Below are 21912 nucleotides of genomic sequence, written 5' to 3' on the forward strand. Positions count from 1 at the left end.
TTTTCAACAAACACAATCGTTATTACAGCAAGAAAGGTCATCTAGAAACAAACCTTCTCGGCGATAGGCTTCCAAGGTCGTTGTATCGATTCCCAGACTTTGAGCGATCGCATTACCGACTACAGCAAATCGCTGCCGAAATTTGTAAATAAAGCAAAAAATCAACTTTCCGTGACGCACCGAAGGACCCACGACAAATAATCCTGGAGTTATGGTAGACTCATCTTCTTCAGTCAGGGCTGCATAGCCATTTGACCAGTCAAATAGAGATGCGATTTGTTTTAAACTGCTGTTAAATCCCGTACAGAGAATTGGTGGTGTGGAACTAAACCACTGTTCGTACTCGCTCTCCACCACAAATCCTTTTTTTACTGCTTTGACTGCTTCAATGTGCTGTTCTCCAATTAGTTCGACCCGACCCATAGAATAAGCTATTTCTAAACGTTTTAGACTATAAGGAGACAGAGAAACACTAGGATCTGAGTCTAAGTTTAACCAGCTACTCTGGCGATCGATTAACTTTACTTTTTTCCCTAATGCTGCCAAATTTGACGCTGCATCTACACCGCTTTCATAGCCTCCCACAACTACAAATTCTTTCCCCTTAAGCTCTGTCCAAGAACGTATTTTGGAATTATGAATGCAGAATTCTGCTCCTGGGAACGGATTAAGATTGGGATATTGAAACTCTCCTGCTGCCCAAATCACAAACTGCGAACGCAACTCGCCTTTAGAAGTTTCCAAGACAAAGCCTTTGCCTTGAGGTAAAGCTGCAATAGTTTTCACATTTGTCTCGGTTTTTATAGGTAGTTTAAAATGCTCTGCTACAGTCTCCAAATATAGGGCATATTCTTTCCCCGAAAGATGTTCTTTTCTGAAACTGAGGGCAGGAGAAGTATTTAAAACTACTGCGTTGAGATCCAGCAAGCCAAAACCATGACTGGGAAACGACGGCGTAATGAATCGCATTTCTTCAGGCCAACGCCTAAAAGAAGCCCCTACTTGATGTCGTTCTAAAATTACAAAGTTTTCAATTCCTAAATCTTTTAAGACTACTGCACAGCCAATTCCAGCAGCCCCAGCCCCCACAATTACAACTTCAAAACGATGGTTAGTTTTGTTCACCAGCAGACAATCTCGAATAGATACTTTATGACAATTATAATCATTATATAAAAAAAAGCTAGCTTTCTAACAAACAATATTGGTGAGGAAGTGGTAAACCATGATTGACATCCTCCCACCGCTAAACTCCTTACGTGGCTATAGGGCGTTGCGAGAGCAAATGGACAAAAAACAACGCGCTCTCGTATTATTATAATAATCAAACTAAATACTCCAGAACTGAACTAAGCGTATAAGTGGACTTATATCAAATCCGTTTGTCAAAACCCTTTTATAAAAATCGACCAAATCTTTGTATTCCAGGAATCTATGGCTATGCAGATAAGGGTAGTTTGGGAACAGGATTTGATATGAGACGGGTATTGCTATATGCGTTCGCCTAGCGGCTCGTACCTAGCATCGCGTTTTCTATTCTGCTGCTAACGACACCTTTTAAACCTCTTCGGGATCAATCCCCAGCTGTCGCAGACGTTCTGCTAATCTCGCTGCCTGCTGTTGAGCCATTTCTTTTTCCTGGCGTTCCCGTTGAGCTTCTTGCTCAGCTTGCTGCAACTGTTGCTGAGTCTGCTGCAACTGATCCTGAGCCTGTTGAGCCTGTTCAGAGCCTGTGGGAATCCAGTTCCCTAATTCATCATACCAGCGTAACCATCGTCCATTCACCTCTTGGTATGACCCAGACCATACTCCTAGGCCCAGCCCTAATTCTGGCAGCCAGAATCTGTCGGTGTCCAAGCTTACTTGTTGATAGTTTAACCCTTTCAACTCAAAAATTCTTAACTCATTGGTGTATCGGCTAAACACCACATAATAAGGAATACGAAGAATACGTTCATAAACCTCCCACTTAGTCGGCGGTTGATCGATATCCCGTAGGGTTTGCCCTAAATCTTCTGATTCCGTCGTTGGAGAGAGCAACTCCACTACGATAAATGGACTGACCCCTTCCTGCCACATCACATAACTCAATCGTAAGTCTCGCTGTTCATAAAACCGAGACACCCCAACTACTCCAAACCAATCCGGTCGCTTGTACCATTGAGGATGACGAACATCATAGTACAGATTCAAGTCAGTCCCCACAAAGATCTGATCCCTTGGGTAACTCGGTGGAGAGAACGTCTCCCGTAATAGCTGAGGTTGAAAATCATGAAACTCGTCTGGCAAGCCTGGTTCCTCTGGATCTTCACTAGGGAGATCATACATTGTCGGCAGGGTTTCCTTGGCCGGACGAGGGGGGTCAGTTTGATACATAACAGGCAATCGGATCAACTAGTTTTAGGGTAGCAAGAGGTTTCACTACTGATTAACTTATTAAGATTGCCAGAGTTTCAGATACGTTGAGCGGTCAGTAATGGTGGTAATGGTGCTAAGCCCATGCTGTCCTTGTGATCAGCTATTAGTTGTAAGGCCAGCAGAAGCTGACCGCTCAAGGTATAATGTGCTCCCACTTACGCGCTACCTAATTCTTAATTGGCACCTACACCCACCGCCGTTTTGTTGGATGTGGTTTGATCAGGAATTTCTGCGGCCATACTCACTCCATTTCCCTTCTGCCGCCACAGTGATGTACAGACAATCTTCGAGCGATCGCAACGATCGACATATTTAGAGGCAATCTCGATTACCTCTTGCATCAGACCCTTAACCAAGGTGGTTGGTTCCAGACCCATTTCCAAGAAGCATTTATTCTCCACAGCCAGTTCATTTTCCGCTGATTCGTTTCTCGGGTTCTCTAGATAGGAAATTTCCGCCCCAGTGATATCAGAGACAATCTTGGCCAAATCCCGTACCCGATGGGTTTCCGTCATCTGATTCAAGATTTTCACCCTGTCTCCAGAAGCCGGAGGATTTGCGATCGCTAACTCTATACACCGCACCGTATCTTGAATATGGATAAATGCCCTGGTTTGACCCCCTGTTCCATGTACTGTCAATGGATGACCAATCGCTGACTGCATCAGGAACCGATTGAGAACCGTACCATAGTCTCCATCGTAATCAAAGCGATTAATTAGCCGTTCATCCAGCTTTGTCTGCTTGGTCTGAGTTCCCCAAACAATCCCCTGATGCAGGTCAGTGATGCGCACCCCATCATTCTTGTTGTAGTAAGAGAAAAACAGCTGGTCCTGAGTTTTGGTCATGTGATAGATACTGCCCGGATTGGCTGGGTACAAGATCTGCTGCTGTATCATTTTCCCCTCATCCGTAGTCACTTGGATATCTAAATACCCTTCCGGAATCTTCATTCCAGCAGTACCATAACCATAGACTCCCATGGTTCCTAAATGAACCACATGTATATCCAAACCCGACTCCACAATCGCAGCTAGCAGATTATTGGTCGCATTCAAGTTATTATCTACCGTGTAGCGCTTATGGCTAGATGACTTCATCGAATAAGGTGCAGCCCGCTGTTCGGCAAAATGAATCACCACATCCGGTTGATAGGTTAGCAATAGATTGAGTAAGCGATCATAGTCTTTGGCTACATTAAAGTTATAGAACTGGATTTGTTTGCCAGAAACCTCACTCCATGTCTTCAAACGAGTGGACATGGGCTGGTAAGGAGTTAAAGAAGTCACTTCCAACTCATTATCAATGTTGCGTCGTGACAAGTTATCAACAATTACAATGTCATGACCAGTATCAGATAGATGGAGAGCTGTGGGCCAACCACAAAATCCGTCACCGCCTAAAACTACAACTTTTTTCATGATCAATCTCCTGGTTGTTTCCTTACATGGTCTTTTTTGCTTTAATCGTCAGCGAGCTGCGACTATAGCATCAGGCTTTGGGAATTAACCGAGAACCAATCGAGAACCGATATATTTCCATCACCGGACTTAGTCGAGCTACGCTAACATCACCTAATCACCTTAGTGTTACGATTACAGCAATCAGTTTTTTAGATGAAATCTAGTTCAGGGTATCGATCCATAATTTCCGATACCTCCTCCCTTTCAGAAGTCTTCTGATTCAGGATTTCCTTGAAGAAACGAACATAAGTGCTATAGACTTGGGTCGATCCGTCCTCATGATCAACAATGAAGAAAGGGGCTGCTTCTACCCCGTGCTTTATAGCTAGATCTAGTCCTTCGCTAGATGGCTCACGCTCATCAGCCACCACAATCTGGTCTATGTGACCCATCAGTCCTTTTTTTTCAAGTTTTTCTACCACATTGACGCACTTGCGACAGAAATTACCGTCCTTGTTGATTTTTTTAACTAAAGTGATTTTCATTCTGTAGTATTCAATACTGAGTTGTTTTTCAAAAGCGTAATAAAGAAAATATCACAACCCACTCCCCACTTCTACCTAAAAATTAGGATTTCAACCGCAACAAGCTTGATTGTGCCGCAATGCTTAAGTACCTGAACTGAAATTTTTTACCTAGTCTGTTAATTTCCGTGAGGGTTGCTCAAACCCTTACTGTTTGGTGTTCCTTCTTCGTCATTCCCTGTTCTGTAGTGTTGTGTAAGCCACACTCTTTTTCTTTCTGCCCTTCCCACCACCAGCGACCTTCCCGTTCATGCTGATTGGGGAGAGTTGGGCGGGTACAGGGTTCGCAGCCAATGCTAACGAAACCTTTAGCGTGCAATTGATTGTAAGGCACATCATTAGTGCGGATGTATTTCCACACCTGTTCAGAACTCCAGTTAGCTAAGGGGTTAAATTTAATCAGGGTTCGTTCTTGGGTTGAGAACGCCTGGTCTACCTGGACAACAGGGATATTAGCGCGAGTACTAGGACTCTGATCCTTTCGCTGACCTGTAATCCAAGCATCCAGCTTAGCCAGTTGGCGACGCAAGGGAGCCACTTTGCGAATACCACAGCACTCTTTGTGACCATCCTGGTAGAAACTGAACAACCCCTTTTGTTTAACCAGTGCTTCCACTGCATCCGCGTCCGGTAGAATCACCTCTAGTGCAATTCCATAGTGCTGTCTGACTTTCTCAAGTAGTTGGTAAGTCTCGGAGTGCAAGCGACCCGTGTCGAGGGAGAACACTTTCACATCTGGCTTAATCTTGGATGCCATATCCACAAGAACCACATCCTCCGCACCACTGAAAGAGATCGCGATGTTGTCAAATTTGTCAAGAGCCAGTTTCAGGATTTCCTGAGGACTCTTGTGGGCGTATTCGGATTCCAAATAAGCAACATCCAGTTCAAACATGAACATCTCCTTACTATATGACAAAAGTGGTTGGACTTGCTGATTATACGACACCATCGATACCGTTATCCATCGTCAGCCTTCAGCTTTGAGCTCATGTCATCCAACCCAAGGGAAGTTCCACGATAGTTCAGAAATTATTATATATAGATAGCGTATATATAGCGTTTCCATGGCTGAAGTACATCTGAGTTAAAAGACTTATAGCGCTTTGCAACCCCCGCTAATTATAAACCGCTATAAATGTCTGGTGCAAAAGTGTGGTGAAAGGTTAAAGGATAATAAATATATTCCTTTCTGTGTTGCCCTTTGAGGTTCTCCCTTCCCCATTCTCCTTTTCCAATCCCAACCATCTGTAGCACAATTAAATGGAATTGATAGGTATTTTCCTTTTGTATGTGAGCATGCAGCCGTCAGCTATCAGCTAATAGGCGTAGCGCGATCGGTGCTATAAACTATCAACTACCAGGCGCTTTCACTGCAAGGGGTCAGATGATCAAAACGAGCAGGAATTTTCAACCAGCGGTACCAGCCCGTAACCTTGTTTACTACCTCCCGTTGATTAGCTGACGGCTGACCACTGTTCGCNGCGTATTTCTTCGCTGAACCTAGGCTATGGAGCAAATTCAAGCAGGGGTATCATCAAACTGAGCTAGGATATGACGACCAGTTTTTGGCCAACCACTAACTTGCTTTAAATAGGGTGTTTTAACTAGCGTCATAGTAATCCTTTCCTGCTTATTTTAAGCCAAGGTCACGACTATTTATGATTACAACTACTTGGTCACAAATAGTCGTGATCACGACTATTTATCATTTCGCACCGGTAGTGGTGTATCCAAAATCTCCATCAATAAGTCTAGCCGTGATGGACGAGTCATCAGTGGAACCAGGTTTGGTAGAGAATAGTAATCTCCAGCAAAGGTAAAGGTTTCTACTGGCACGTCTTCCTGCTTTAGTTTAGTTTCTACCCAGTCGTAGGAGTAACCAACTCGGACAATAATCACATTGGGCATCAATCCCAATTCACGAGAGTAGGTCTTGTAAGCGTCAGCAAAGTAAGGTCTTGTGTTTTCACCTTCATCGGTAACCAAGATAATCTGGTCAACTGCCTGCTTCCGAGAGCGCATTACTTCTAAACCACAACCAATGCTAGTCCCACCCCCTGCCTTGATGTGCCGGAAGGCATGTTCCCAGTCACTCAACTCTTTTCCTTGAGCTTTAACTGGGTAAGGCATATTATCGAAGGCATAGACAAACAGCTCAGCTTCAGTAATACCAGAGATTAGGGCTGCCAGCCGCTTACCAACTTCAATGGCTTTGTCCATTGAACCGGACTTGTCCACTAGTAGAGCAGTGGGCTTGGTAATGGTACCTTTGCGCTTTACTTGCTCATTGGTAACTTGCTCTAACTTAGCAAGAGTTTGAGTATCTAACTGAGCAGCCTCAGCAGCAACTTGTGCCTTGAACGCAGAAACGCGATCGCTTTTCTGTGCCTGTTCTAGCTTTGCTTCAATCAACTCCTTGACCTGTGGGTGTTCCATCGCACCCCGCCCTTGGAGGGATTTAAGATTATTAATTACCTCTTGGGGTGTCATGGAATTAATTAGTGCTACCAAAACCGTAGGAGTGACAGAGCGCACAGCACCAATGGCGATGGTGTAAGGAATCTTATGTTCAACAATCAATTGCGCCTGTTCAGCAGCAGTTTCAGTTTTCGCTAACTGCTTGAGTATCCAAGCTAAAGAACCTTCTGGAGGATGATCCTTAAATAAGACTGCATCTGCTCTAGGGCTAGGCTTAATATGTAAACTAGCATAGAGATGCTTCATCGCCTTTCGACCCCGCAATGCTGCTCGGTCAAACAAGGCTGGAGTCTTTTCCCGTGTTTTAAGGTAGCGCCGCACTGCTGTCCGAGCCGAACGAGGCACCTTATTGCGCTGCTGCTTCATGAAATCCACTACTCGTGCCACCTGGTAGGGTGGGAATTTTTGCAGCATCACAAAGCCAGCATCTCGGTGTTCAGTCAAATTGCTAGTCAACAAATGACCTAGAAACACTTCTTTGTGGTCACGGACATCCCCGTGATTTTCGTACCAAACAGCTAAGTGACCGTAAAAAATTGGGTCAAGTTCTACCATCAGTTGGTGCAATTCTGTCACTTGCTCCAGCTTACGATGGGGTGTAGTTAATAAACTGTTTAGTAATTCTAAACGCAGGTCACGCTCTTCAGTTTTCATAGGATTCACCTCCTATGGTCCTATGTAATTTCTTGATAAATCTATAAGTTATTTGGTTGTTTGGTTGTTAGGTTATTGGGTTATTTAGTTAAAGGTTGAAGGTTGAATAATTAATAAAAATTTACCTAAAATACATCAACTAAGCCACGATTTATTAGCAGTGTTTTGAATTACCTTGTCTTGATGCAGTCGCTCATGGTTTTGGGTTTGTGTGCGGAACCTGCGTCCGCACCTGTCTTGATGCAGTCGCTCATGGGGGAAACCCCCAAGACCGCGCTGCATCGCTCTCCAGCCCCGTGGAAACCCCCGCATGAAGGCGCTGCATCGCTTCGCGCAAGTTCAGAAAGCCGTTTTTTCACACACGGGATTTGAACCCGTATATACTTGAACAGAATCAAGTGCCTTACCATTTGGCGAGTATGAAAGCTTTCCGGGTCAGGGCGCGAAAGTGACTCAGTGAATTTTTAAATTGTTTAGTTATGCCAGTAAAACCACTCTAATTGCACTAGAATTGGGGTGCCCGCGCAAGTCAGTAAAGCTTTTAATAAAATGATGCTCTATCCATTTGAGCTACAGCGGCAAATAGCGCCGCTGATAGGATTCGAACCTATAACCTTCCGATTAGCAGATCGGTAGTATGTAAGCTTCAGCGGTTAGGGCGCGGGGGTAAATTTAAAACAATTGCTCTTGTGCAAGTTAACGAAAGATTTATAGTAACTTACAATCGTCCTTTAACCAGTACTTTTATCACTCTGTAGCATGATTTGTAAATTATTCCTAGAAAGTTGAATCAATCGCGCAAGTTCAGAAAGCTGTTGTTTCACACACGGGATTCGAACCCGCATATAAAGGATTTACAGTCCTCTTGCCTTACCGTTTGGCTAGTATGTACTAAAGCTTTCCGGGTCAGGGCGCGAAGGTGATTCAATTTTTACCTTACACGTTTAATTTGAAAGTTATTTATTTATGCTAGTGAAAACCTCTAGAATTGGGGTGCCCGCGCAAGTGAGTAAAGCTTTTTACAATATGATGCTCTATCCATTTGAGCTACAACGGCAAATAGCGCCGTTGATAGGATTCGAACCTATAACCTTGTCTTGATGCAGTCGCTCATGGGGGGAACCCCCAAGACCGCGCTGCATCGCTCCGATTAGTATATCGGTAGTATGTAAGCTTCAGCAGTTAGGGCGCGGGAGGAAATTTGTAACACTTGCTTCTGTGCAAGTTAATACAAAATTGATAGGAACTTATAATAGTTCTTTAACCAGTACTTTTATCACTCTGTACCATAATTTAGAAATTATTCCTAGAAGGTTGAATCAATCGCGCAAGTTCAGAAAGCTGTTGTATCACACACGGGATTTGAACCCGTATATTCTCGATGATAAGTCAAGAGCCTTTTCCATTTGGCTAGTATGAAAGCTTTCCGGGTCAGGGCGCGAAGGTGACTCAGTGAATTTTTGAAATTGTTTGGTTATGCCAGTAAAACCACTCTAATTGCACTAGAATTGGGGTGCCCGCGCAAGTCAGTAAAGCTTTTAATAAAATGATGCTCTATCCATTTGAGCTACAACGGCAAATAGCGCCGCTGATAGGATTCGAACCTATAACCTTCCGATGAGTAGATCGGTAGTATGTAAGCTTCAGCAGTTAGGGCGCGGGGGGAAATTTGGAACAATTGCTCCTGTGCAAGTTAACAAAAGCTTTATAGCAACTTACGACCGTCCTCACCAAGCATGGCTCAGCAGTGGACACGCACGCCAAATCTCTGTAAGACAATGGCTTAGTGCTCGCGCTCCTCGGTTACCCGAGTTCGCTACCTTAGGATCGTTATCTGTGTGTAGGCTTCTTGAGATTAGGGCACAGGACAAAAGGTTTAACCTAACACCTTATAACCATAAACCTTAACCATAAACCGCTTCAGGTCTGATAATCAGATTGCGGTTGGTAGTGCGGTCAATGACATAAGAGGTAAAGCGCTCTGGGGCTACATCAAAGTACTTCGCGAGTTGCTGTTTAACAACGATATCGTTCATACTTTTGGCTATACCCAGCTGACCTTCAGCAATGTCGTAGGAACGACCTTCAAACCGAACATGAATCATTGGGCATCCCTCCTTGTAGCGCGATGTTTTCTCTTTAACCTTACTTTTATACTACATACATATTACAAATGTGTCAAGTCCTTGGCACAAAATTTTTTAGGACTTAGGGACAACTGAGGTGTTTGACATCTTTAACCCTTGAAAGCGGGGAGATTCATTAGACCTTATACTAGGGACGGTAACTTGGGGCTGATATGGTTAGATTGTTCGCGAGCTCACAATATTGAAATTAACTTTAAGCAAGCAATATGATGAGCAACTTTAAGGATCAAGTGGCACTAATCACAGGAGCTTCCTCTGGCATTGGAGCAGCTCTTGCTCAAGAATTAGCCCGTGAAGGAGCCAATGTGGTACTCCTAGCTCGGCGAGCAGAACGATTAGAAGCCATAGCGTCACAAATTGATCCCAACGGTCAACGTGTACTTGCTATCCCCTGTGATGTCACGAAGGATGGTGAGCTTGATCAAGCGGCAAGCTTTGCCCGTAGTAAATTCGGCAAAATTGATATCGTTGTTGCTAATGCTGGCTGGTCTTTGAAGGGTAATGTCGAAAACCTCAGGGTGAATGACTATCGACGTCTTTGGGAAACAAATGTTTTTGGGGTACTGAGTACCATCTACGCGACCTTAGATGACCTCAAGAAAACTAAAGGAAGACTGGTCATCATTAGTAGCGTCAAAAGTTACGTTGCCTTGAGTGGCGATTCTCCCTATAGTATGAGCAAATTTGCTATGCGGGCTTTGTGTGAGTCGTTGTCTCAGGAGTTGGCTCCCCATGGCGTGTCGGTCACACACATTTGTCCAGGGTACGTTGCTACTGAAATTCGTCAGCTAGACAATCAGGGAATTTGGCATTCAGACTGGGAGGATCCTATTTCCCCCAGGCTTATGATTTCTGCGGAGGAAACTGCCCAACAAATTGTTAAAGCTATTTCCCGACGACAACGGGAACAGGTAATAACAAACTACGGCAAGCTGATTGTCCTAATCAAACGTCACATGCCTTGGTTGCTCTCATTGCTGATTTCAAAATTTAAAATCAAGGTAGCTGCTAAGCCGTCACCTATTCAGCAATAATATTTTTTAATCTAGCAATTATCAGCAACGCCTTTTCCAGAAAGTTGTCTCTGACTACCTGTTGCATGCACTTAGCCATACCTTTACCAACCTGAAACTAATTACCATAACCCTTTTTCTTGCCATAAAAAACTGTTTTAAACTCTAGAAAATCGGTATTTGGACTATAAAGGGTATAAGTAGCCTTTCCTGGTTCTTTGCCTACATTTCCTACACCAACAACTCTTCTTTTGGGAGCAGTAATAGTTTGCATGGGTTGCTGGCGATCTAAAGTCATCACCGAACTATTTACCGAACCTCCTTGTAGTTGATATTCAAATACTTGACCCGAACGACCACAAAAGAGATGATTTGCCTGGACTCTTTGCAAGCGGTCTAACATTTGCCAGGGTGCGGTTTCGGGGGTTAACTCATCGCTGACGCTAACCATGCTACCGTGAATTAACAAACAATCTAATTCAAAGAAGCCAAAATGACAGTTGCGTAACCACTGTACGGTTTCGCGAGATACCGAATCCCAAAGAAGTTTAGCAGTTTCTTTACCAAAGCGCTCGATTAATTCTGTCGGTTCTGGTGTCGAACCCAAACCGTGTAAAGTAAAGCATTGTTCTTCCCACCAGCCGACGCATACTTGGGGTTCTAATTCTCCAGGTAAAGGATTCTGAATTCGTTTAATTACTTGTTCGCTATCTTGGTTAGCTCCTACGATATCCCCCAGAATATACAATGCTTCCACCTTAAAGCGCTGGCGTTTGATATCTGCCAACACTGCTTCGTAAGCTGCGATATTTCCTTCAATTCCGCTTAAAATTGCCCACATTGATTTTCAATTTAAATATTTAAGTAATTTAATTTACCTCTCACACACATGAGTCGGATCGTCGGCTTTTTCAGCAAATTCCAAACCTCTAGCCAAACGCCAAGCGAAAATCGGTGGTAAACCAGCATCTAAGATGGCAGCGCAGGTTGTTTGATAGTCATACTCCACTTCCCGCAAGTCTACTGCTTGTGTTTCCGTGTCATAGATAACATAGGTAGCATTGGGACGACCATGACGGGGTTCCCCTACCGAACCGACATTGATAATTTGCTTCAGGGGAGTATTAAAACTTATGGTTGGTTGTTCGTTTATACTGGGTTGACGAACTTTAACCTGTAATTGTCCAGAATCTAGGGTGCGGACATAGGGAAAGTGGGTATGTCCGCAAAATAATATATCTGCATCGCTGGAGAGAACTCTTTCTAAAGCAGTGAAAGCATCCATTTCGGGTAACAAATATTCGTGGTTGCTATTAGGACTACCATGTACGAAACAGAGATTATCTTCTTTGTAGGTATGGGGTAGTTGGGCTAAATATTCCCTAACTTCGGGATTGACGTGCTTATTTGTCCATTCGTGGGCGATTTTACCTCTTTTTTCCGCCAACAGGGAAGGATAACTACATTCACAAGCATTTAGTCCTTCTACAATATCTTCATCCCAACAACCCTGTACAGTGGGAATATCTAAAGAACGAATTTGTTCCACCACTGCATTAGGATAGGGACCATAACCCACTAAATCCCCCAGACAATAAATCTTTTCTGCTTTTTGCTGGTCAATATCCAGTAAAACTGCATCTAAAGCTGCATAATTACCATGGATACAAGATATCACTGCTATTTTCATACCACGTCTACCTCTGGTTCACTTTCTTCTGGTTCACTTTCTAAAGACTCTTTTACTTGTTGTTGGTAATAATTAATTGCCGATTCGGGAAGACAGCAATCTTGGACAGTTTGAACAATTTCAGCTTTATTTAAATTACTACCTACTATTTCAAAACCACTAAAACGATCTGGTTTACCATTTAACCAACGGGGTAATTTTAAAGGTTCAAATGCTAATTCGGATTCCCCTAGTATGAAGTCACCATAATAAATTTGTCCATCCACTAGGTCGAAAAGTCCTTTTACCCGAGCTACCTCACCGTAAGCACCTTGAGTAAGTTCCAGCCAAAAAGTAGCTAAACTATCAAAATCTAAAATTTCCCCCGTCAAAACCCCCCGATGAATCTGCAAAGCTGTGGTTGGCTTAGTGATGTTATTTCCTGGAATAACTTCATCCGCCCAAGAATTTAACTCTTTACTATCTGTATCGCCGGGGATTATGGCTACTCGATGGGCGTTAAAAGTTTGCAGTAAAGGTTCAATTCCGGCTAAATCCAAATACCAGGGAATCTCTAGATAAGTAATGGTTTTGTCTAATTCCGCTTCTTCCCCTGTCTGATAAAGTTTTAGTTGAGGGTATTCACTTTGGAGATATATGGCATCAATGGGTACGGAATCGGTTTTAGGACTGAAATAACCTACAGGTTTATTGGTTTGGGCTATTTGTTGACCAATCCAGTGGGTTTTACCGCCACCGGTCGGACTGGCGACAGCAATAATCATAAGCAGTTTTTTTTGATGACGATAATCATTGTATCAAAAAAAGAGATGAGCTTTATACCCATCTCTCATGCTGACAAGCGAATTAATTAATGCATTGAAGGTTTGTAGTGAATTAAACTCATAAACTCCTGACGGGTTTTTGGATCATCTGCAAATACACCTCTAACCGCACTAGTGGCAGTCCAAGAACCGGGTTTTTGGACTCCTCGCATTACCATACACATATGGCTTGCTTCCACTACTACCGCCACCCCTTTTGGTTTTAATAATCCTTGAAGGGCATCGGCAATTTGGGCAGTTAATCTTTCCTGTACTTGCAAACGTCGTCCGTACATTTCACAAATACGAGCAATTTTTGACAGTCCGATTACCTTACCGTCGGGAATATAAGCGACGTGAGCGTGACCAAGAATAGGTAAGATATGGTGTTCGCAGGAGCTAAATAGGTCAATGTCCCGAACTAAGACCATTTCATTGGTATTTTCGTGAAATACTGCCCCGTTGAGGAGTTCGTCTAAAGATTGATGATAGCCAGAAGTCAGAAATTTTAAGGCTTTGACCACTCTTTTAGGAGTATCTTTCAAGCCTTCGCGGTCTGGGTTTTCTCCCAATCCTAACAGTAAAGTCCGTACCGCTTGGCGCATCTCTTCTTCAGAAACGAGAGGTTGTTGGGTGGTATTTAGTTTTGGTAATTTGCGATCAATTTTATCAATCTGGTTGGGTTCGGACTTACCTAAGGTCATGTATTTGAATTAGATGAAATTAAACAGTAACAGAAGTAGCCAAGCAGTTATTTAACTTTTGGCGAAGTTTATCGGCATCTATAATGATAACCGATAAAGACTAGCTGATTCGTAAATTCGCACTAAACCTTGTAGGATAAGGCTTGCGCTACAATAGAAAAACTGAACTATTTAATAACCAAAAGACAATCATACCAAGGCTTTCAGACTTTTTAAGATTTACGTTACGAATCAGCTGTTAATTGCGATGCGGCTTTGCCGACGCTACGGGAACGCAACGACTTCTGTTGTTTTTCTTGCTAAAAGCAAGCCAAAATCTCGGAGTCAATAGGACTAATGTACTGGTTTTGACCGGAGTTTTTCCGAACTTCACTGTCAGCCATGCAGTCGCTCATGGGGGAGACCCCCGCAGGTCGGCGCTGCCTCCCCAAGACCGTAATGGTGCGTTTTCCGTGATGGCGAGCAATCACGGGTCGCAACTCTGCATAGCTAAAAATAGGTTGACTGTTTTTTTTCAGTTACAATTTATACCAAATTAGATGAGCTTACCCTGGACGATTTTCCTGGATGATTCCGATGAGTCTTAGGATTTTCTGGATTTTCTGGATTTTCTGGATTCTGAGCCTGAAGGGTTTCAAAAGTTTTGGATAAATGAGTTTGGGAAGATTCCTGGCTGGTTGGAAAAGTCGGGAATCTCAACCCTAGTTCCGTCGCGCCCCGCGTGACAAGCAGGTCAAACGCGCCCCCCGTGACCGTAGGTCAAACGCGCCCCCCGTGACCGTAGGTCAAACGCGCCCCGCGTGACAAGCAGGTCAAACGCGCCCCGCGTGACAAGCAGGTCAAACGCGCAGCGGCTCTTTTGGAGCATCACATTACTCGAGTTTTCTTTGCCAGAGACAAGTGACAGGATCTCGAATTTTAGGCATTTGTGGAAATTTGTCAGTATTTCATTGAGCGCTTCTCATATTAATGAGATAAACAGGATTTTTGGCGTATTCCCTATAGCGTATTCCCTATGGCGTATTCCCAACCCATGCCAAGTTCCCTGATCCCAAGTTCCTTATGGCGTATTCCCAACCCATGCCAAGTTCCCTGATCTCAAGTTCCTTATGCCCTGTCTTGATGGATCAATAGCTAATTAGACAATGATAGAGTGTTTCATCAAAGCTCTGATTATTAAATTATTAAAAATATTAAATTAGTATTAAAAATATTAAACAAGTTTGTCAAACCGTCCAGCAGTTTTTATAAGATTTAGTTATAATAGGATTATTAGAAATAAATACTCATAATTAGATCTCAAAAAATAGATAGATCTCAAAAATAGATAGATCTCAAAAAAGTAGATCTCAAAAGAGTAACATCTGCTCACTGCAGCCCAAACAGTAAAATCAGATACTAAAGTAAGCACCCCGCTTGTGCATAGACGGGGCTTCCAAACATCCTAAGATTTTCTGTGAATCAATTCCTGCCAGTCTGGAACTTTCTTCTATCTAGAGTGTGGCTAGTTGGGCAACAATAAACTGGGCGGAAATTAGAGGTGAAGGTAAAAAAACTGGATAGTTGGAGATAACCATAATGGCTATTACTCGTTCTGAACATTTGCCAGATCTAGAAAGTGTGCATCGGGAACTCAACCGCCGACTCACCCATTTCATGAATAGCGACGAGGGAGGATTTCCAGGGATGACGTTTATGCCCTATGCAGAGATCGAGGAAACTCCTAAAGCCGTTTTCCTGAGACTAGAAATTCCAGGCATGGAAGCCAAAGACCTTGATGTTGAACTCACGGAAGACTCTGTTTGCATCAGTGGCGAGCGCCAGTCAGCAGCTAGGACTAAAGCAATAGGTATGGTACGCTCGGAACTACGCTATGGGAAATTCAAACGGGTTATTCCAATACCAGCCAAGATTAACAGAAATCAGGTTGAAGCTGAATATCATAACGGCATGCTCAAACTCACCCTGCCTAAAGGGTAAGCTTGAATCTTCAACCTTTGCTATGGTGAAAGTCAGTGACCTGAAGAGGTGACAACAAGGCGCTTCAAGGCGTGCTTGTCACCCCTTCAGGTTGCTTACTGACTGCCTTGCTTGTTTGATCATGTCTATTAAGGTGTAGTGAGCATCTTCAGAATCTTTAAGTACATGATCAAACGTAATGCGCACAGTGGAAGACTCCCCCTTGACTTTTGTGATTATATTCATGCCTTGAGGATCAATGGAAACCATTTCTGCTTCTTCTGTATCAGGCGAATTACCGAAAGTCTGAGCATACAGTGCCACAGCATCAGCATGATCATCGTTCATGTGCTTACAAATGCGATCGCTTACCTCAGGAGACAATGGGTCAGACATGATTAACTCAACAAGTATAGTGATCAAAACAAGTATCTTTATCAAGATATCAGGTTTCCATTCTTAAAAAAGTCAGGACTTACCTAGCTCAAAGGAAAAATTAAGGTTTTAGCCAATACGTAACCGGCAACGGCGAACGGCGATATAAGAATTACAGACCTTTGATAGGTCTGGGTAGATATACTGTCTATGAGCAACTCCTGATTTACCTATTAGCAGTTGACTAGCTTGGAGGAGAGAATTCATACCCACAGGGGTAATTCCAACCTGTGTAAAATTCCAAGGGTGCCTGTTTCAGCCATCTTGTTAGCTGATAGGATGGGTGTTTTCTGATATATTCATTGTTAGGTATGAGCATTTCCGTGCGATTCAAGAAGGTATGTTAAATAGTAATCCCTAAGGTCAAGAGCTACCGGGATATCGGGTGTACTCAGCTAAATCGTCAGGGTCAGATTATCAGGGTAGACGACTGAGTTAAACACCTTTAGACTAAAAGCTTGATGAATAATTATGAACATACTGTGACGGTATATCAATTGGCTGCTATCAGCATAATTCATATAATTCTCAGTGATATCTAAATAGTGGTGCTTACCCTAGTTTACGAAGGTAAAACTTGCTGGGTGTCCCAGAAGTCTAGTCTTGATGCAAAGCGCGAGTGGGGGAAACCCCCGCATGAAGGCGCTGCATCGCTTGAGGGCTTGTGATCTAGAACACATCTAAACACGATCTAGATCTCCAGACAGGCGTGCTATCTATCACCCTACTGGTGTGACTTTCGTAAGCGTAGTTATGGGAGTTTGATCACTTCCAATACCTAGGAATTAGTGGTCAAATAGAGAGCAGTCACTACCCACTTCGAGTGAGTAGAAACAGGGAGGGTTGTCATGCAAACTTTAAAACAGGGATCCAAGGAGTGCAATGTCATGGCAAAGTTGGCGGACAAACTGGAAACAGAATGGCAGTCGCGCTTGTTGAGTGACTATCCAAACCAAACTCCAGCCACCAGCTCAAGTATTGTACAGTGGTTAATTGGAGAAGATAAAGAAGGGTTTGACACTCTCACTCAGAGCCAACTGGCAATCGCTGTCCAAGCAATGGAGTATCGTTACAGAATTTTGCGACAGCGTTACTTGGGGGTGCCACCAGAACGTTGCTATCGCAATTTGACCACCCGCTTAGCTAGTCTAGTTACCTTACGCAATAAAATCCGCACTTGGGTGTCCCTAAGTCGCGATCGCCAAAGGGCTGTGGTGGATGTTCTCCAAGAAGTGATTCAGGAATTATTAAATAGCGATCGCTATATCCAAAAGCAAATTGCCTGGATTGGAAAATGTACCAAGGAAGAACAGCTGCGCAATGCTTTATTATTAACTACTCTTGAAGAGTATTGTCTACGCCCGATTCGCAACCAGCCCTTAATTGTCTATCGGTTTGTCAACTTTCTGCGTCGGTCTCAACGTGGCGGTATGACCCATGTGCCGGAAGGAGACATGATACGTTTAGTGTCAGAGTCAATCAACCCGGAAGGTGAAGCTGATGCACCAGTGAGTCTATTGGATAACGAAGCCATTGCTAATTATCAACATAAGGAGGCTTGGGAAGAGAAACAAAGCCTAAGGATGTCTGTATCTAGAGAATTTGAGGCTTACTTAGAGAAAAACTTAGGGTCTGAGGCGGCCCAATGGCTGCGACTTTACTTACAAGGTCAATCTCAAGAGGCGATCGCTCGTCGCCTAGATTGGCCGATCAAGAAAGTCTATCGTCTACGGGAAAAAATTAGCTACCATGCCATTCGTGTCTTTTCCATCAATGGGGTAAAAGGCAACCCAGACTTAGTAGCAAGTTGGCTGGAAACATCCTATACTGAGCACAGTTTTGGACTAACCCCAAGGCAATGGCAAGAATATCAGCAAAAACTGACCCCTGAACAACAGCAGTTGCTGGATAAGATGAAAGCTGGTCAGACCTTAGAAGCGATCGCTAACGATCTTAACTGGAGAACTAACCAGGTGATGGGTGAATGGAACAAACTCTATCTAGCAGCTCAAGCCCTGCGCAGTGCTTCGGCAAGTTGACGTTTGAATTTTATTATCCAATAAATCGCGCTAATTTTTTATAAATAAGTGATAGGTATTAATTAGTATAGCTACAAGGAGCTACAGCAAAAAAACAGTAATTTACTGTCAAACTAATTTACTGTAAAATTAAATTACTGCAATAGGGAATGGAAACCAATTGAAACAATTGTCCATGCCCTATTTTTTATACTCCTCACCTGACAAGGGCTAATGCCACCACACTAGATATCACTTTTTAGCTATAAACTGACCTTTAAGGGATTGAATCTCCCCTGATAATTCTTGGCGTGTTTCGACTTTGAGTAGATAACGAGCTACAAACCAGATGGTATAGCCAATACCCACTAATTCAAACAACGGTGCCATCAGCGGAATATCATTAATTGCATCCAGCACCGCCAACGTGATCTTAACAGTTATGAACCCAGCGAGCAAAAGACCAAGGGTAAGCAGGGGTTTTTGGTAATTGCTAACAAATGCACCGATATATTCCGGCAATTGTGACACAATGTCTGTAAGAGTTTGCAACCATTCTTGCCACGGTTGGGTGAGTCCTGGCTCAGGAGCAGTGAGTTTGGCTATAGCACCAGGTTTGTCAACTTTGAGGTCTACTTTCAGCTGTGTTTGATCCTCAAGGGTAGTTTCTGAGGTACTGCTCTGAGTATATGCAGATGCTTGGGGATTGGACTCCATATTTCCTCCAAAATTCTATTAAAACAGGATATTCTATCGTTTGAGCAAGGCAGCTGCATAAGATCACAGACTGACTAACTGTTGCCCATGTTATCAAAAGTTTCAGAATGACCTGCTAGGGGTGAGCATCTGTGGGTATGGGCTGATTTATAGCCAACTAGTCACGATCCCAGTGGTCGCTAAGTAGCTCAGCAGCACAACAACTGGTTAGGGAAAATCTAAAGATTTTGTTAAAATACTGAAAAATAAGCTTCCAGGAGAACACCTCCAATCATGAGCAACACCCTATCCGAAAAGCAAGTTGTTATTTCGCCTTCTATCCTGTCAGCTGATTTTAGCCGACTGGGAGAAGAAATTAAGGCTGTGGATGCCGCAGGCGCTGATTGGATTCATGTTGATGTAATGGATGGTAGATTTGTCCCTAACATCACCATTGGTCCTCTAGTTGTTAGCGCCATTCGCCCGATTACCCAAAAGCCACTAGATGTCCACTTGATGATTGTGGAACCAGAAAAGTATGTGGCAGACTTTGCTAAGGCAGGGGCTGATATTATATCCGTTCATGCTGAACACAACGCTTCACCCCATCTGCACCGCACTCTGTGTCAGATTAGAGAATTGGGTAAGCAAGCAGGTGTTGTACTTAACCCCTCCTCATCCTTGGATTTAATTGAGTACGTCCTAGAAGTCTGTGACTTGATCCTGATTATGAGCGTCAATCCTGGCTTTGGTGGTCAAAGCTTTATCAAAGAAGTTGTACCAAAAATCCGCACACTGCGTCAGATGTGTGATGAGCGCGGTCTTTCTCCTTGGATTGAAGTGGATGGTGGACTTAAGGTTAACAATACCTGGCAAGTGCTAGAAGCTGGAGCGAATGCCATTGTGGCTGGCTCGGCTGTATTCAAGGCACCAGATTACGCAGAGGCAATTAGCGGTATTCGTAACAGCAAGCGTCCTGAACCCGAACCCGAATTAGTAACTGCTTAATCAGAACTATCCCAATTAGGCAAATCTTAACCAGAGGTCGAGGGGGCTGATTCTCAGCAGCCCCCTTCCCACACCCAGCCCCCTACTCCCTACTCCCGCGCAACCCTAAGGTCATAAGTACCTCAGTTAATTGAAAACTGCTATAATCGGCAAAACTTTCGCTCGCGGTCAAATTCTGGATCTTGCCAAGATAAGGCAAAATGACTGACTGAATTGATTTGTGGTGTCACTCGGCGCAGCGCCTGCATCTGGTTTTCTAGGGAAGGACGATTTTTTATGGATCTTCCCCAAGTACCTGCTAATGCTGGTTTTACTTCTGTTTCCGACGATGCCCACTTAAACACCCGTTTGACTAAATTGGCAATACAACCGGTGTGACCACAAACACCATAAGACATGGGATGCCATTCCAGGGAACGGGGAAAATGTTCCCAAGGCTGTAGTCTCGAATCATAACCCATGCGACCTACAACTTGGTTGCCATCGGGGAAAAACACTGCACCAGCTTGTACTCCAGCTCGCTCTGCTGCCAATTCCCCTAATTTGAGAAAGTCTAATATCCCTTGGGCAGCGTGAGCAACACTGAGTTGCCACAACTGCCATTGTATAGTTCGAGTACTTTCTCTTGCTGAAGGAGTGCGACCTTGCCAGAGGGGAGTTTTTTCATCAGGGTAGAGCTTTTTGACAGCTTTTATATCCTTAGCGCTAATGGAACCTTTACTCAGATAGCGCCGAATTAGCTCCTTACCTTGATTGTTACCAGCCCGTTGATACAGGGCTTGCTTAGCTGCATCACTGTAAATCCAAAGATCCTTGACACTGCTGGCCACAGACTGGGAACCTGAACCACGGGGATAGCGAATGTAGTCGAATAAAATACCATCCGGGCGTCGCTTTAATACACCCTTAAGCATCTCATAGTAGTCTACCTGGGCTTGTCGATTGTAAGGGTCGATAAATACTTGAGAGCCATCCTTAACTACAGACAAACTCGTTTCTCCTTGACCATTGCGGGCAAGAATCTGTTGGCGCTCGGCACGATGACCGTAGGTGTAACCAAAATTCATCGTAAACATCCAGGCATACACCTGCAAACCGCGCTCACGACCTTTTTGAATCGCTTGGGCTAATAAATCTACGTTCTCAGTCCCCGGTTGTTGTATGACTGACGGCCAAGGAGTACGATTATCTGCCTTTGGTAACAGGACGCGACCATCGTAAAATACTTCAACGTAGACCTGATTGTAGCCTTGGTTCACAATACGGTCGAGGGTTTCCTCAAGGGCTCCAGGACGAGCATCACAGGGATATAACCGCACCCAAATTGCTTGATTTTGCGGCCAGGTTTGGGAACGACACTGCTGTAAGAAACTGGCGTGTTCCTGGATAATGGTTTGGTAGCTGATTTTAGAATCTGAGTTGTCCTTTAAGGAATTAACTCTTAAGCTTTCTTTTTGAGCGATCGCTTCCTGAGTAAAGTGGCAATAAGCTTTTGTTTTTGCCTCAGCGGTTGGTACAAACCAACACTGACTCAAAAGACTACTTCCTACTGCAAAGGTGGCAATCAAGCTACGATGTAGACCTTGCCGGTGTTGCCTCCGTTTACCAAAACTGTTATACATTCCTAGAAACACTACAAAAGAACAGAAAGTTAGCCAAAAGCCAGTTAACTCATCCCCGATTGCTTCAATATATTTGAAATCTCCCCCAGGTGCAGCATCAGGGATTCTAAACAGATACTATGAGAGGGTGAGCAATTCACTAACTCGTTTTAATCCCCATCCTTATTGCACAGGGGTTTTTAACTATGATTTTTTGTAAAATTAGCTTTAGCTTGTTATTATATAGTTTAGGGATAAAAAGTGAAACACCAAGGCAGGGGGTAGAGGTAAATCTATA

The 21912-nt window shown here is 43.7% G+C and carries 20 protein-coding genes and 2 tRNA genes; 4 read left to right on the plus strand and 18 right to left on the minus strand.

What is annotated here, in order from left to right; all coding sequences use genetic code 11:
* Positions 1-3: 3 nt before the first annotated feature.
* From F6K52_RS00245 to F6K52_RS00290, 10 genes are all read right to left on the minus strand, one after another.
* Complete coding sequence (locus F6K52_RS00245) at positions 4-1125, minus strand: NAD(P)/FAD-dependent oxidoreductase (protein ID WP_293072466.1); 1122 nt, start codon at positions 1123-1125, stop codon at positions 4-6.
* Between the two features lie 432 nt (positions 1126-1557).
* A complete protein-coding gene (locus tag F6K52_RS00250; RefSeq protein ID WP_293072467.1) occupies positions 1558-2376 on the minus strand; it encodes a Uma2 family endonuclease in 819 nt (272 codons plus the stop codon).
* 215 nt (positions 2377-2591) lie between these two features.
* Positions 2592-3839 (minus strand): NAD-dependent epimerase/dehydratase family protein, encoded by a 1248-nt coding sequence (locus F6K52_RS00255; protein ID WP_293072468.1) that lies wholly within the window; start codon positions 3837-3839, stop codon positions 2592-2594.
* A gap of 191 nt (positions 3840-4030) precedes the next feature.
* On the minus strand, positions 4031-4366 hold the full coding sequence (locus F6K52_RS00260) for a hypothetical protein (RefSeq protein ID WP_293072469.1): 336 nt from the start codon (positions 4364-4366) through the stop codon (positions 4031-4033).
* A gap of 178 nt (positions 4367-4544) precedes the next feature.
* The gene (locus F6K52_RS00265) at positions 4545-5300 is read right to left on the minus strand and encodes a phosphoadenylyl-sulfate reductase (RefSeq protein ID WP_364415402.1); all 756 of its coding nucleotides are present in this window, start codon (positions 5298-5300) and stop codon (positions 4545-4547) included.
* Positions 5301-6106: 806 nt separating this feature from the next.
* A complete protein-coding gene (locus F6K52_RS00270) occupies positions 6107-7540 on the minus strand; it encodes a vWA domain-containing protein (protein ID WP_293072471.1) in 1434 nt (477 codons plus the stop codon).
* A gap of 135 nt (positions 7541-7675) precedes the next feature.
* The gene (locus tag F6K52_RS00275) at positions 7676-7822 is read right to left on the minus strand and encodes a hypothetical protein (protein ID WP_293072472.1); all 147 of its coding nucleotides are present in this window, start codon (positions 7820-7822) and stop codon (positions 7676-7678) included.
* 536 nt (positions 7823-8358) lie between these two features.
* Positions 8359-8431 (minus strand) — tRNA-Tyr (locus F6K52_RS00280).
* A 456-nt stretch (positions 8432-8887) separates the two neighbouring features.
* Positions 8888-8959: transfer RNA gene (locus F6K52_RS00285), tRNA-Ile, on the minus strand.
* A 485-nt stretch (positions 8960-9444) separates the two neighbouring features.
* Complete coding sequence (locus F6K52_RS00290; RefSeq protein ID WP_293072473.1) at positions 9445-9645, minus strand: hypothetical protein; 201 nt, start codon at positions 9643-9645, stop codon at positions 9445-9447.
* A gap of 248 nt (positions 9646-9893) precedes the next feature.
* Between F6K52_RS00290 and F6K52_RS00295 the strand changes: the two genes are divergently transcribed.
* Positions 9894-10721 (plus strand): SDR family oxidoreductase, encoded by an 828-nt coding sequence (locus F6K52_RS00295; protein WP_293072474.1) that lies wholly within the window; start codon positions 9894-9896, stop codon positions 10719-10721.
* A 97-nt stretch (positions 10722-10818) separates the two neighbouring features.
* Here F6K52_RS00295 and F6K52_RS00300 read toward each other — a convergent pair whose 3' ends face one another.
* The 5 genes from F6K52_RS00300 to F6K52_RS00320 form a co-directional block, all read right to left on the minus strand.
* Positions 10819-11541, minus strand: a complete 723-nt coding sequence (locus F6K52_RS00300) for a metallophosphoesterase family protein (RefSeq protein WP_293072475.1) — start codon at positions 11539-11541, stop codon at positions 10819-10821.
* A gap of 33 nt (positions 11542-11574) precedes the next feature.
* Positions 11575-12390 carry a metallophosphoesterase family protein gene (locus tag F6K52_RS00305; RefSeq protein WP_293072476.1) on the minus strand — a complete coding sequence of 272 codons (816 nt, stop codon included), beginning with the start codon at positions 12388-12390 and terminating at the stop codon, positions 11575-11577.
* On the minus strand, positions 12387-13154 hold the full coding sequence (locus F6K52_RS00310) for a GTP-binding protein (RefSeq protein ID WP_293072477.1): 768 nt from the start codon (positions 13152-13154) through the stop codon (positions 12387-12389). Before F6K52_RS00310 ends, F6K52_RS00305 begins: the two co-directional genes overlap by 4 nt.
* Positions 13155-13240: 86 nt before the next feature.
* Positions 13241-13897, minus strand: a complete 657-nt coding sequence (gene folE / locus F6K52_RS00315; RefSeq protein ID WP_293072478.1) for a GTP cyclohydrolase I FolE — start codon at positions 13895-13897, stop codon at positions 13241-13243.
* Between the two features lie 299 nt (positions 13898-14196).
* Positions 14197-14367: a hypothetical protein gene (locus F6K52_RS00320; RefSeq protein ID WP_293072479.1), complete on the minus strand. Its 171-nt coding sequence runs from the start codon at positions 14365-14367 to the stop codon at positions 14197-14199.
* 1108 nt (positions 14368-15475) lie between these two features.
* Between F6K52_RS00320 and F6K52_RS00325 the strand changes: the two genes are divergently transcribed.
* A complete protein-coding gene (locus tag F6K52_RS00325) occupies positions 15476-15877 on the plus strand; it encodes an Hsp20/alpha crystallin family protein (protein ID WP_293072480.1) in 402 nt (133 codons plus the stop codon).
* A gap of 78 nt (positions 15878-15955) precedes the next feature.
* On the opposite strand, the gene F6K52_RS00330 is transcribed toward F6K52_RS00325, so the two are convergent.
* Positions 15956-16252, minus strand: a complete 297-nt coding sequence (locus F6K52_RS00330) for a DUF2470 domain-containing protein (protein ID WP_070393148.1) — start codon at positions 16250-16252, stop codon at positions 15956-15958.
* Between the two features lie 926 nt (positions 16253-17178).
* On the opposite strand from F6K52_RS00330, the gene F6K52_RS00335 reads away from it, so the two are divergent.
* Entirely contained in the window at positions 17179-18330 is a 1152-nt protein-coding gene (locus tag F6K52_RS00335) for a HetZ-related protein 2 (RefSeq protein ID WP_364415354.1), read from the plus strand.
* A gap of 231 nt (positions 18331-18561) precedes the next feature.
* Here F6K52_RS00335 and F6K52_RS00340 read toward each other — a convergent pair whose 3' ends face one another.
* Entirely contained in the window at positions 18562-19026 is a 465-nt protein-coding gene (locus F6K52_RS00340; RefSeq protein WP_293072482.1) for a CAAD domain-containing protein, read from the minus strand.
* A gap of 273 nt (positions 19027-19299) precedes the next feature.
* On the opposite strand from F6K52_RS00340, the gene rpe reads away from it, so the two are divergent.
* Entirely contained in the window at positions 19300-20013 is a 714-nt protein-coding gene (gene rpe / locus F6K52_RS00345) for a ribulose-phosphate 3-epimerase (protein WP_293072483.1), read from the plus strand.
* 140 nt (positions 20014-20153) lie between these two features.
* Here the strand turns inward: rpe and F6K52_RS00350 are convergent, their stop codons facing one another.
* Positions 20154-21635 (minus strand): family 10 glycosylhydrolase, encoded by a 1482-nt coding sequence (locus F6K52_RS00350; protein WP_293072484.1) that lies wholly within the window; start codon positions 21633-21635, stop codon positions 20154-20156.
* Positions 21636-21912: the final 277 nt, after the last annotated feature.

Source organism: Moorena sp. SIO3H5 (assembly GCF_010692395.1).
Taxonomy (GTDB): Bacteria; Cyanobacteriota; Cyanobacteriia; order Cyanobacteriales; family Coleofasciculaceae; genus Moorena.

Excerpts from the sequence above, each read along its gene's own strand:
- F6K52_RS00250 (WP_293072467.1), bottom strand. The coding sequence starts at position 2,376 with ATGTATCAAACTGACCCCCCTCGTCCGGCCAAGGAAACCCTGCCGACA.
- F6K52_RS00255 (WP_293072468.1), bottom strand. The coding sequence starts at position 3,839 with ATGAAAAAAGTTGTAGTTTTAGGCGGTGACGGATTTTGTGGTTGGCCC.
- F6K52_RS00260 (WP_293072469.1), bottom strand. The coding sequence starts at position 4,366 with ATGAAAATCACTTTAGTTAAAAAAATCAACAAGGACGGTAATTTCTGT.
- F6K52_RS00265 (WP_364415402.1), bottom strand. The coding sequence starts at position 5,300 with ATGTTTGAACTGGATGTTGCTTATTTGGAATCCGAATACGCCCACAAG.
- F6K52_RS00270 (WP_293072471.1), bottom strand. The coding sequence starts at position 7,540 with ATGAAAACTGAAGAGCGTGACCTGCGTTTAGAATTACTAAACAGTTTA.
- F6K52_RS00275 (WP_293072472.1), bottom strand. The coding sequence starts at position 7,822 with ATGCAGCGCGGTCTTGGGGGTTTCCCCCATGAGCGACTGCATCAAGAC.
- F6K52_RS00290 (WP_293072473.1), bottom strand. The coding sequence starts at position 9,645 with ATGATTCATGTTCGGTTTGAAGGTCGTTCCTACGACATTGCTGAAGGT.
- F6K52_RS00295 (WP_293072474.1), top strand. The coding sequence starts at position 9,894 with ATGATGAGCAACTTTAAGGATCAAGTGGCACTAATCACAGGAGCTTCC.
- F6K52_RS00300 (WP_293072475.1), bottom strand. The coding sequence starts at position 11,541 with ATGTGGGCAATTTTAAGCGGAATTGAAGGAAATATCGCAGCTTACGAA.
- F6K52_RS00305 (WP_293072476.1), bottom strand. The coding sequence starts at position 12,390 with ATGAAAATAGCAGTGATATCTTGTATCCATGGTAATTATGCAGCTTTA.
- F6K52_RS00310 (WP_293072477.1), bottom strand. The coding sequence starts at position 13,154 with ATGATTATTGCTGTCGCCAGTCCGACCGGTGGCGGTAAAACCCACTGG.
- folE (WP_293072478.1), bottom strand. The coding sequence starts at position 13,897 with ATGACCTTAGGTAAGTCCGAACCCAACCAGATTGATAAAATTGATCGC.
- F6K52_RS00325 (WP_293072480.1), top strand. The coding sequence starts at position 15,476 with ATGGCTATTACTCGTTCTGAACATTTGCCAGATCTAGAAAGTGTGCAT.
- F6K52_RS00330 (WP_070393148.1), bottom strand. The coding sequence starts at position 16,252 with ATGTCTGACCCATTGTCTCCTGAGGTAAGCGATCGCATTTGTAAGCAC.
- F6K52_RS00335 (WP_364415354.1), top strand. The coding sequence starts at position 17,179 with ATGGCAAAGTTGGCGGACAAACTGGAAACAGAATGGCAGTCGCGCTTG.
- F6K52_RS00340 (WP_293072482.1), bottom strand. The coding sequence starts at position 19,026 with ATGGAGTCCAATCCCCAAGCATCTGCATATACTCAGAGCAGTACCTCA.
- rpe (WP_293072483.1), top strand. The coding sequence starts at position 19,300 with ATGAGCAACACCCTATCCGAAAAGCAAGTTGTTATTTCGCCTTCTATC.
- F6K52_RS00350 (WP_293072484.1), bottom strand. The coding sequence starts at position 21,635 with ATGTATAACAGTTTTGGTAAACGGAGGCAACACCGGCAAGGTCTACAT.